Below are 5,824 nucleotides of genomic sequence, written 5' to 3' on the forward strand. Positions count from 1 at the left end.
GGACAACGGAGCCGGTACCCCGCCTGTGGAGGGACGGACCGCCGGCGAGCGCGGGCTGGTGGCTCGGCTCAGGAATCGCGCGGACAGCGGTGTGCGAGCCCGCGCTCGCCGGCGGTCCGTCCCTCCACAGGCGGGGTACCGGCTCCGTTGTCCCGATCCTGGTCACGGGCCCCGGCCCGATGTCGGTGGTCGCTGATTCAATACAGGTATGACAAATTCGGGTGACGCGGTGCAGGCGGTCGAGGCGGTGCAGGCGGGCGAGACGGCGCAGACGCTCGACGCGGTGCGCGCGCTCGCCGGTCTCGCGGCGGGGCTCGCCCGCTCCTCGGCGCCGGTGCTGCTCGCGGGGGCCGTCGCCCTGCACACGGCGTACCGGGCAGCGCTGCTCGTGCCGGAGTCGTTCGCGCGGGGGAGTCGTCTCTCCCGGAGCGAGGCGGGAGACCTCGTGGAGCGCTCGATCCGAGCCGAGTTCGCGACGGCGCTCGGGATGTCGGAGCGCGCGGCGTCTCGACGTCTCGAGCATGCTCGGCTCCTCATCGAGGACCTCCCGGCGACCCGTGCCCTCCTGGCCGAGGCCCGGATCCTCTGGGAGGCCGGCGAGGTCGTCTGCGCCGCCGCCGCGACCCTCCCCGCTTCGTCGCGCGCGCCCTTCGACGAGCGGGCGGCCGCCGCGGCGCTCACGCAGACGCCCACCCAGCTCCGCCGGACCGTGGCGCGGTTGCGCGACGAGCTGCACGAGCAGCCGTTCACCGAACGCCACGCCCGCGCCCGAGAGGACCGCAGCGTGTGGCTCGGAGCCGAGGCCGACGGCATGGCCACGCTCTGCGCCCTGCTGCCGGCCCCGGTCGCGGTCGGCGCCTACAACCGTCTCGACCGCATCGCCCGCTCGCTCCGCGACGGGGCGGACGCGGCGGGGATCGGGTTCGGTGCAGGTGCGGGTGCAGGTGCAGGTGCAGGTGCAGGTGCAAGTGCAAGTGCAAGTGCGAGTGCGAGTGGGAGTGCGAGTGCGAGTGCGACTGCGACTGCGACTGCACAGAGCGGTGCTGGTGCCCGTGGCGATGCTCCGGTGGCAGTCGGCGCGCGGACGGACGCTGGTGCTGGTGCTGGTGCTGGTGCCGGGCTCGGCGCGGAGACGGGTGGCGGCGCCGGTGGAGACGCTGACATCTCCCTCGGCGACGGCCGGACGCTCGCGCAGCTGCGGGCCGACGCGCTCGTCGATCTGCTCATCGACGGCGACATCTCCGCAGACGGATCCTCGGGAGAAGGAGCGAGCGCCGTCCGTGCCTCGGGCTCCGGAATCCACGCCTCGGTCTCCGGAGTCCGCGCCGACGTGCGCCTCACCCTCGCCGCCAGCACCGCGGTCGGCCTCGACGACGCGCCGGCCGAACTCGACGGCTACGGTCTCGTCCCCGCCGACATCGCCCGGGAGCTCGTGCGCACGGCGGCCGCCTTCACGCGGGTGCTGACCGATCCGGACACGGGAGTGGTGACGTCGGTCGGCAGGACCCTCCGCGTCCCGCCCCCTCGGATGCGCCTCCAGCTGCAGCTGCGCGACCGGACCTGCCGGTTCCCCGGCTGCACCCGCGCGGCCTCGACGGCGGAGGCCGACCACACCCTCGAGTGGCGGAACGGAGGCGAGACCGCCCTCGGCAACCTGGCCTCGCTCTGCGTCGCGCACCACCACGTCCGCCACGGCGACCGCTGGACCTACACCCTCCATCCGGACGGCACCGTCGTCTGGACGACCCCCACCGGCCGACGGATCACCGACCGACCGCGGGCGCTGCCCGGGGCTCCGCTGCCGCCCACGCGACGACCGACGCCGCAGTCGGCGCAAGAACCGGAGCCGGAGCCGCAGCCGGAGCAGCAGCCGCACCCGCTGTCACCACGATCCTCGTCATCGCAGCTGAGGTCATCGCGACCGTCGTCACCTCGACCGTCGCCATCGGTGCTGTCGCCGACGCGGCCGCGGTTCGTGGACGCGCCTCCGCCGTTCTGATCCGCAGCCCGACATGCCGGGCGATTCGACACTCCGTCGGCCGCGAGGCGGTGAATCGCCGTGCCTGGACACGCCCAGGCGCCCTCGCGCTCTCTCACCTCCGGCGCCGCGAGGTCCGTCGGCACGTTGGCGCTTCGTCGAGCCTCGAGCTCCGAGCCCCGAGCTCCGAGCTCCGAGCCCCGTGTCCCGGAGCTCCGAGCCTCGAACCCCGTGTCCCGTCGTGCTTCGGCGCTTCGGGGCGCCGGCCACCGCGTCCCGGTCCGCCCGCGTCCCGGTCCGCCCGCGTCCCGGTCCGCCCGCGTCCCGGTCCGCCCGCGTCCCCGGTCCGCCCCTGTCCCCGGTCCGCTCCGTCCCGGTCCGCTCCGTCCCGGTCCGCTCCCGCCCCGCTCCGGCTGGCGGACGCCCCCGCCGCGCAGGAGAGCCGTCGAACTCGGGAGATCACGACCGGACGACCTCCACGTGGTTCACGTTCTCCGCCGCCCGCCGCCCCCCGCCCGCCGCCCGCAGCGTCCGTCGGCACTCTCCTGCCCCGTCCTCTCCGGCCCTGCTCTGTCCTCTCCGTCCACGTCCTCTCCTGCCCCGTCCGGTCAGGAGCGTCCCGCCGCGGCGACCGCTCCACGCCGCCCTTGCCTCCGCCCGTGCCCCCGCCCGTGCCGCCGCCCGACCTCACCGGATGCCGCTGCGCGCGAACCCCTGCACGAAGTAGCGCTGGAAGCACAGGAACAGCAGCACCATCGGCAGCACCGACACCATCGCCAGCGCCATGCTCGCGCTGTAGTCAGGCGTCGACTGGCCCTTGAGGTAGAGCAGGCCGATCGGCAGCGTGAACAGCTCGTTGTCCTTCAGGGCGATCAGCGGCCAGGCGAAGTCGTTCCAGCTGCCGAGCAGAGTCAGCAGGATCAGGACGGCGATCAGCGGCTTCGAGAGCGGCAGCACGATCTGCAGGAACACCCGCAGGTGGCCGGCGCCGTCGATCCGCGCCGCCTCGATCAGCTCCTCCGGGATGGAGAGGAAGAACTGCCGGGCGAGGAAGATCCCGAAGGCCGCCGCCGCTCCGGGCAGGATCACCGACCAGTAGGTGCCGTAGATCTGCAGTCCGGTCACGAGCTTGAACTGCGCGACCATGATCGCCTGCACCGGGATCATCATCGTGGCCAGTGCGAGCAGGAACAGCAGGTTCCGCCCCGGGAAGCGCAGCCGCGCGAAGCCCCAGCCGGCCAGAAGGTTCACCACGACGGTGAACACCGTGACGAACGCCCCGATCACGACCGAGTTGACGAACCACTCGCCCACGGGGAAGCGCGCGAACACCGTCGCGAAGTTCTCGAACGAGATCTCGCTCGGCCAGAAGCGGGGCGGGCCGGGCGCGAACACCTCGCCGCGCGGCGAGAAGGCGATGACGAGCATCCAGTACAGCGGGAAGAACACGACCGCCGAGGCGACGATCGCGACGACGAGGCGGACGACGAGTCCGGAGCGGGAGCCGTCGCGGCGAGAGGGACGCCGGCGCGGGGTCTCGCGGGCGGTGGCCGCGGCGACCGCGGCGGGCGTGGTGACGGTGGAGGACGACATGAGGGCTCCTAGTCGACGAGGTCGCGCGTGCGGCTCGTGCGCCACTGCAGGTAGGTGAAGGCGAGGGAGACCAGCAGGATGACGACGCCGAGCGCGGCGCCGTAGCCCTGCTCTCGGACCTGGAAGCCGTTGCGGTACGCGTAGGTGCCGAGCACCGACGTGGAGAAGCCGGGGCCGCCGCCCGTCATCACGAAGACGATGTCGAAGACCTGGAACGAGGCGATCACGTTCATGATCAGCAGGAAGAAGGTGGACGGGCCGACCAGCGGCACCGTCAGTGCGCGGAACTGCTGCCAGCGCGTCGCTCCGTCGATCCGCGCGGCCTCGTAGAGCTCGGGCGAGACGCTCTGCAGGCCCGCCAGGTAGATCACCATGTTGAAGCCGATCCGCAGCCACACCGCGGTCAGCATCACCGAGATCATCGCCGCGGAGCCGTCCGACTGCCACGCGACCGGCGAGGCGCCCAGCGAGCTCAGCACCTTGTTCACGATGCCCGAGGACTCGCTGAAGATCGTGACCGCGATCATCCCGGAGGCGACGCCCGAGATCACCAGGGGCAGCACGATCACCGTGCGGAAGATCCCGCGCGCGGGCAGGACGGAGTTGAGCAGCACGGCCAGGCCGAGGCCGCCGGCGAGCTCGAGCGGCACGGTGACCGCGGTGAAGAGGAGCGTGTTGCCCAGGCTCTGCCAGAACACCGGATCGGCGCCCATCCGCAGGTAGTTCGCGAAGCCGACCCACTCGGGCGTGCCGAAGCCGCGCGACTCCTGGAACGAGAGCTGGATCGCCCAGAGGATCGGCACGAACAGGAACAGCGCCATCAGGAGCAGGTTCGGGCCGACGAAGCCGAAGCCGGCGAGGGCCTCGCGCCTGCGGGCCGACCGCGGCCGGGCGGAGGAGCCCGCCCGGCCGCGGAGGGTGGTGGCGGTCATCAGCTGGTCGCCTGCTGGATGGCCGCGTCGAGGCCGGAGAGGGTCTCCTCGGTGCTGCGTCCGCCGACGAACGCCTCCTCGAGCTGGTCCTGCATCGCGACGGAGATCTTCGCGAGGAACGGCGAGGTGAGCTGCTGCACGTCCCGCGGGGTGATCGTCGCGGCCTGCTCGACGAACACGGGCATCACGTCCGGGCGCACCGCGAAGTCGATCGACGCGGGGTCGATGTCGGACCGGGTGGGCAGCTCGTTCGTCGCCGCGCAGAACTCGGCCATGGTGTCGGCCTGCGTCATGAACGAGAGGAACTCGGTCGCGAGCTCCGGGTTGTCGGTGTCGGCCGTGGCGACGAGGGCGTTGCCGCCGAGGTCGGTCGCGCCGCGCTCGTCGACGGGCATCGGCGTGGCGGTCCACTCGAAGTCGGCGAGGTCGTCGATGTCCGGCACGAGGAAGGACCCGGCGAACGCCATCGCCGCGGTCTGCTCCGTGAAGAAGGAGTCGGCGTAGGTGGCGGACTTCACCGAGCTGGTCGGCGGGACCCAGTCGTTGTCGAAGAAGCTCTTCGTGAAGTCCAGGGCCTTCGCGCCCGCGGCCGAGTCGATCGCCGGAGTGGTGCCGTCCTCCTCCAGCAGCGTGCCGTCGGCCTCGAACAGCCAGCTCAGCCAGCGGGGCGTGCCGCCGAGCTGCCAGTTGTAGACGAACGGGTACTGCTCGGCGGGCAGGCTCGCGCGCAGCTTCGCGGAGGCGTCGGCGAACTCCTCCCAGGTCCACGCCTCGTCGGCGGTGGTCGGCACGTCGGTGATACCGGCCGCCGCGAGCAGCTGCGTGTTCACCAGCAGCGCCGACACGTCGGTCTGGTGCGGGACGCCGTAGGGCTTCCCCTCGAACGAGACGGCCTCCTGGAACGCGGGCGTGAAGGAGTCGAAGTCGTCGATCCGGTCGGTCAGGTCGAGCAGCTGCTCCTGGCTGGAGTAGACGCCGAGGTTGCCGTAGTCGACGCGGAACACGTCGGGGGCCTCGCCCGACGACAGCTGCGCGTCGATGTTGCTGAACATCTGGTCGTAGGGGACGACGTTGAGCTCGACGCTCGCCCCCTCGTGCTCGGCCTCGAAGTCGGTGATCAGCGACTCGAAGGCCGCCTGCTCGGACTCGCTGGCCCAGGTGGTGAAGGTGATCGAGTCGGCGTCGGCCGAACCGTCGCCTCCTCCGCCGAAGCCGCTGCAGCCGGTGAGGGCGGCGGTCGACGCCAGGACGGCGGCGAGGGGGATGAATCGTCTGCGCATGGGTGGTCTCCTGCTGTGAAGGGTCGGACGGGGGGCGGGGT

General features: G+C 72.1%; 4 protein-coding genes. 1 reads left to right on the top strand and 3 read right to left on the bottom strand.

What is annotated here, in order from left to right:
• Nucleotides 1-208: 208 nt before the first annotated feature.
• Complete coding sequence (locus C5C71_RS17000) at nucleotides 209-1,999, top strand: HNH endonuclease signature motif containing protein (RefSeq protein ID WP_104338166.1); 1,791 nt, start codon at nucleotides 209-211, stop codon at nucleotides 1,997-1,999.
• Nucleotides 2,000-2,665: 666 nt separating this feature from the next.
• Here the strand turns inward: C5C71_RS17000 and C5C71_RS17005 are convergent.
• Genes C5C71_RS17005 through C5C71_RS17015 form a run of 3 tightly spaced genes read right to left on the bottom strand, consistent with a single transcriptional unit; the run spans nucleotide 2,666 to nucleotide 5,783 of the window.
• Nucleotides 2,666-3,571, bottom strand: coding sequence for a carbohydrate ABC transporter permease (locus C5C71_RS17005; RefSeq protein WP_104338167.1), 906 nt, complete (start codon nucleotides 3,569-3,571; stop codon nucleotides 2,666-2,668).
• Between the two features lie 8 nt (nucleotides 3,572-3,579).
• Entirely contained in the window at nucleotides 3,580-4,503 is a 924-nt protein-coding gene (locus tag C5C71_RS17010) for a carbohydrate ABC transporter permease (protein WP_104239656.1), read from the bottom strand.
• Nucleotides 4,503-5,783, bottom strand: a complete 1,281-nt coding sequence (locus C5C71_RS17015; RefSeq protein ID WP_258068765.1) for a sugar ABC transporter substrate-binding protein — start codon at nucleotides 5,781-5,783, stop codon at nucleotides 4,503-4,505. Before C5C71_RS17015 ends, C5C71_RS17010 begins: the two co-directional genes overlap by 1 nt.
• Nucleotides 5,784-5,824: the final 41 nt, after the last annotated feature.

The organism is Rathayibacter sp. AY1C1 (assembly GCF_002932105.1).
GTDB lineage: Bacteria > Actinomycetota > Actinomycetes > Actinomycetales > Microbacteriaceae > Rathayibacter.

Excerpts from the sequence above, each read along its gene's own strand:
- C5C71_RS17000 (WP_104338166.1), top strand. The coding sequence starts at position 209 with ATGACAAATTCGGGTGACGCGGTGCAGGCGGTCGAGGCGGTGCAGGCG.
- C5C71_RS17005 (WP_104338167.1), bottom strand. The coding sequence starts at position 3,571 with ATGTCGTCCTCCACCGTCACCACGCCCGCCGCGGTCGCCGCGGCCACC.
- C5C71_RS17015 (WP_258068765.1), bottom strand. The coding sequence starts at position 5,783 with ATGCGCAGACGATTCATCCCCCTCGCCGCCGTCCTGGCGTCGACCGCC.
- C5C71_RS17010 (WP_104239656.1), bottom strand. The coding sequence starts at position 4,503 with ATGACCGCCACCACCCTCCGCGGCCGGGCGGGCTCCTCCGCCCGGCCG.